Here is a 4163-nt window from a genome sequence, read left to right on the forward strand (position 1 = left end):
CGCGCCCGGGGTGGTCGCCTCCCCGGGGGTGGCCGGGGCCGTGGGGGTGGCCGGGGCGGTGGGGGTGGCGGCCCAGGAGCGCTCGAGCTCGTCGATCACCTGCGCCTGCGCGCGCCCGGCGGTGAGGTCGGTCCACCAGAGCTGCCAGACGACGAAGAGCAGCACGAGGGCGCCGGCGGTCAGCAGCAGCTCGCCGGTGGTGGCGAGCACCAGCTGCAGCGGCGTGCGGGGCGGGTGCGGGGTCCGGGGACGGCTCACGCCGGCGCCCCCGTGCCGCCGGTCGTGCCGGTGCCGCCGTCGCCGGCGACGCGGACGTGCGCCAGGGACAGCGGGCCGTCGTAGCCGGGTGCCGTGAGCTGCTCGGGGGCGGTGACGTCGTAGCCGAGGCCGTAGGCGGCGACGTACTCGCGGTAGACGGCCACGGCGGGGTCGGCCTCCAGGGCGGCGCGCAGCGCGGCCGGGTCGCCGATGGCGGCGATGCGGTAGGGCGGGGAGTAGGTGCGGCCCTGCAGCACGAGGACGTTGCCCACGCAGCGCGGGGCGCTCGTGGCGATGACCCGCTGGTCCATGATCGTCATGGCGTCGGCGCCGGCCCGCCACAGGGCGTTGACGACGGCCTGCACGTCCTGCTGGTGCACGACGAGGTCGTCGGGCGCGGCGCCCGGGGGCGCGGGGCGCGGGGCGTCGTCGAGGGTGACGACGAGGCCGGGGCCGGTGACGGGCGCGGTGCCCACGGCGGCGGCCAGCCCGGCCGCGGCGGCCTCCTCCGGGGTGGTGCCGGAGGCCGTGCGGGTGCTGGTGAGCTCGTCGACCTCCGCGCGCAGCCGGGCGACCTCGGTGCCGGCGGCGGCGACCCGCGCGGACTCCTGGCGCACGAGGGCGACGAGGTCGCCGCCCTCGGCGCGCAGGTCGGTGCCCCGGGAGGTCTGCGCGCTCGTCGCGAACAGCACGCCCGCGGAGGCCAGCACGCAGACGACGCCGCTGCGCCGCAGGACCAGCCGCACCGGCGGGCGGGCGGTGCGGCGCGGTGCGGCGCGGTGCCCGCCCCGCCGCGTCCGGTCGGTGGTGGGCCGGCCGGTGGTGGGGCGGTCGACGGGATCGCTGTTGCCTGCCATCACTGCCCGTCGTCGCTCGCTGCTGCTCGGTGCACCGGCACTACGCTAGCCACTCGACCCGACGACATGCGGAGGTGGAAGTGGCCCGGTTCCGTCCGCGGCGCAGGCCGGCGGAGAACGAGGTGTCCGAGGTGCGGATCGGCCGTCCCACGCCGCGCTGGTGGGTCGTGACCATGATCGGACTCATGATCCTGGGCCTGGTGTGGATCGTGGTCTTCTACCTCTCCCAGGTGCGCTACCCCGTGCCCGGGTGGGGCAACTGGAACCTCGTCGCCGGCTTCGGCCTCATCCTCGCCGGCTTCGCGATGACGACGCGCTGGCGCTGATCCCGCCGGCCCCCGCCGTCCGCACGACCGCTCCCGGCGCCCGCAGAGCCCCCCGGCACTGCGGGCGCCGTGCTGTGTGCAGCGCGACGCCTGCGCCCTGTCACGGGCCGCTGGACGCACAGCATGTGGACAGCGGGCCGTCGTCCCCAGTTCTCGTCCCCATCTTTGTCCACCGACTCGTCCACAAGCTGTGGACATCTGTGGGAAAGGCCGATGGGTATCCACATCTGTCCCCACACCTGGTGGACAGCGGTGCCCGTTTCGCACACCTGTGCGAAACGCCTGTGGACGGGCGGGGCGGGTGCGAACGACCGGCGGCGGGTGGGAGAACGGAAGATCACGAGCCGTTCACGGCCCGGGGCGCCCGTTCAGAAACCCGGCGTCTGCATCCGGGCCGCGGCGAGCACCAGCAGCCCCAGCAGCACCACCGCGACGACCCCCACGCCGCTCCACTGCACGAGCGATCGCCGCTCGCGCGGGGCGTGCGCCAGCACCGCCGCCACGACACCACCGGCGAGCAGGCCGCCGACGTGGCCCTGCCAGGACACGTTGCTCAGGAAGAAGCCGAACGCCAGGTTGAGCGCGATGAGGACCGCGACCTGCCCGGCCTGCCGCCCCAGCCGGCGGGTGACGACGAACGTCGCGGCGAACAGCCCGAAGACCGCCCCGGAGGCCCCCACGACCGCCGTGCCCGCCGTGCCGGGCAGCAGCAGCGCCCCGGCGGCACCGCCGAGGGCGGAGAGCACGTACAGCGCGGCGAAGCGGGCCCGCCCCAGCACCTGCTCCAGGAACGGGCCGGTCAGCCACAGCGCGTACATGTTGAAGAGCAGGTGGATCGGCGTGGGGGCGTGCAGGAACGCCGACGTCAGCGGCTGCCACCAGTTGCCCGCCGCGAAGGCGTACGGGTGGAAGCTGGGGAAGTTCACCAGCATCAGGCGGTCGTAGAGCGCGGCGGGCAGGACGAACTGGGCCGCGAACATCACGACGCAGGCCGCGATGACCCCGATCGTCACCTTCGGGCCGCCCTGCGCGACCGCACCGCCGAGGACGGTGCGCGCCGCCCGGGTGCCCCGGTGCTGGGCGGCGACGCAGTCCACGCACTGCACGCCCACCGCCGCCGGGCGCTGGCACTCCGGGCACGCCGGGCGCTCGCAGCGCTGGCAGCGGACGTAGGACTCCCGCTGCGGGTGGCGCGGGCAGACGGGGACGGGGGTGGGGGAGCTCACGAGCGGTCCAACGCCCTGCCGGTCGCCGGTGTGCCGCGCGCCGCGCCCACCCCCGGACCGCGGTCAGTCGCGCTCGACGTCCACGCCGGTGATGACGACGGCCTCGCGCGGGCGGTCCATCTGGCCGGTCGCCACGCCGGAGATGCGGTCCACCACGTCGCGGCTGGCCTGGTCGGCGACCTCGCCGAAGATGGTGTGCTTGCCGTTGAGGTGCGGGGTGTTCACCGTGGTGATGAAGAACTGCGAGCCGTTGGTGCCCCGGCCCATGCGCTTGCCCGCGTTCGCCATCGCCAGCAGGTAGGGCTTGGAGAACTGCAGGTCGGGGTGGATCTCGTCGTCGAAGTCGTAGCCGGGGCCGCCGGTGCCGTTGCCGACCGGGTCGCCACCCTGGATCATGAAGTTCGGGATGATCCGGTGGAAGGTGAGACCGTCGTAGAAGGGGTCGGTCCGCTGCTGGCCGGTGGCCGGGTCGCGCCACTCCTTGGTGCCCTCGGCGAGTCCCACGAAGTTCGCGACGGTCTTCGGCGCGTGATTCGGGAACAGCTCGATCCTGATGTCGCCGTGGTTGGTGTGCAGAGTGGCGTGCATGGGCCCATCCTTGCATGCGGGGAAGATCACCTCCTGGTGACGTCCGGCCCGTCGACGGCTGGCACGGGCGATCCGGGGACCGCACGAGCGGTGGATCCGCAGGACTGCACCGCACGGAAGGGGAACGGATGTCTCGCACGAAGAAGACCGCACCGGCACCGCAGCAGGACCTGGCGCACCGCGTCGGCGCGCTCGCCGGCGCCGCGCTCGCCGGAGGGGCGCTGGCGGAGAAGGTGGGCCCGGCGGTGGGCGCCGCCCGCGAGCGGGTGGCCCCGCACGTCGGGCACGCCCGCGAGTGGGCCGCGCCGCACGTCGGCACCGCCGCCGTGAAGGTGGCGCCCGCCGTGGTGGCCGCCAAGGAGGCCAGGGAGCGGGTGGCCCCGCACGTGGAGCACGCCCGCGAGCGGATCGCCGAGGAGGTGGTGCCCGCCCTGGAGAGCGTGCGCGAACGGCTCGTCGAGGAGGTCGTGCCCAAGCTGGCGGCGGCGACGACCGCCGCGGCGGGGGCCGCCGCCGTGGCCGGCTCGGAGTTCGCCGGGGAGGCGCGCACCCGCTCCAGCGACGCGCTCGCCGTGCTCAAGGGCGAGGCCGTGGTGACCAAGCCGCGCAAGCGCGGCCGCGGCCGTCGCGTCCTGCGGGTGCTGCTCGTCCTGGGGACGGTCGCCGCCGGGGTGGCCGTCGTGCAGCGGCGCCGCTCCGCGGAGGACCCGTGGGCGTCGCCGGGTGCGACGTGGACGACCCCGAAGGCACCGGCCGCGCAGACGACGCAGGACACCGAGGGCGGGGCCACCGTCGTCGACGTCGCCGCCGGCCGGCACGCCAGCGCCGAGGAGGACGACGCCGCGACGGGCGCCGCGGGCAGCACCGCCACGGGTGTCGAGGACAGCGCCGACGGCACGGACGGCACG

General features: G+C 75.5%; 5 protein-coding genes and 1 pseudogene. 2 read left to right on the forward strand and 4 right to left on the reverse strand.

What is annotated here, in order from left to right:
• Positions 1-258, reverse strand: a pseudogene (locus ABEB16_RS03405) (class E sortase); the annotation flags it as partial.
• Positions 255-1115 carry a DUF881 domain-containing protein gene (locus tag ABEB16_RS03410; protein WP_345710866.1) on the reverse strand — a complete coding sequence of 287 codons (861 nt, stop codon included), beginning with the start codon at positions 1113-1115 and terminating at the stop codon, positions 255-257. The gene ABEB16_RS03410 and the pseudogene ABEB16_RS03405, both read right to left, overlap by 4 nt.
• Before the next feature lie 122 nt (positions 1116-1237).
• On the opposite strand from ABEB16_RS03410, the gene ABEB16_RS03415 reads away from it, so the two are divergent.
• Positions 1238-1441 (forward strand): cell division protein CrgA, encoded by a 204-nt coding sequence (locus ABEB16_RS03415; protein WP_486335974.1) that lies wholly within the window; start codon positions 1238-1240, stop codon positions 1439-1441.
• A 368-nt stretch (positions 1442-1809) separates the two neighbouring features.
• On the opposite strand, the gene ABEB16_RS03420 is transcribed toward ABEB16_RS03415, so the two are convergent.
• Together ABEB16_RS03420 and ABEB16_RS03425 are read right to left on the reverse strand one after the other, a co-directional pair.
• Positions 1810-2667: a rhomboid family intramembrane serine protease gene (locus ABEB16_RS03420; protein ID WP_345710868.1), complete on the reverse strand. Its 858-nt coding sequence runs from the start codon at positions 2665-2667 to the stop codon at positions 1810-1812.
• Between the two features lie 63 nt (positions 2668-2730).
• Positions 2731-3255, reverse strand: coding sequence for a peptidylprolyl isomerase (locus tag ABEB16_RS03425; RefSeq protein ID WP_345710869.1), 525 nt, complete (start codon positions 3253-3255; stop codon positions 2731-2733).
• Positions 3256-3383: 128 nt separating this feature from the next.
• On the opposite strand from ABEB16_RS03425, the gene ABEB16_RS03430 reads away from it, so the two are divergent.
• Positions 3384-4163, forward strand: a 780-nt coding sequence (locus ABEB16_RS03430; protein WP_345710870.1) for a hypothetical protein, incomplete at its 3' end; no start/stop codon positions are given.

It is taken from the genome of Kineococcus glutinatus (assembly GCF_039542765.1).
In the GTDB taxonomy this organism is placed as follows: Bacteria; Actinomycetota; Actinomycetes; order Actinomycetales; family Kineococcaceae; genus Kineococcus_A; species Kineococcus_A glutinatus.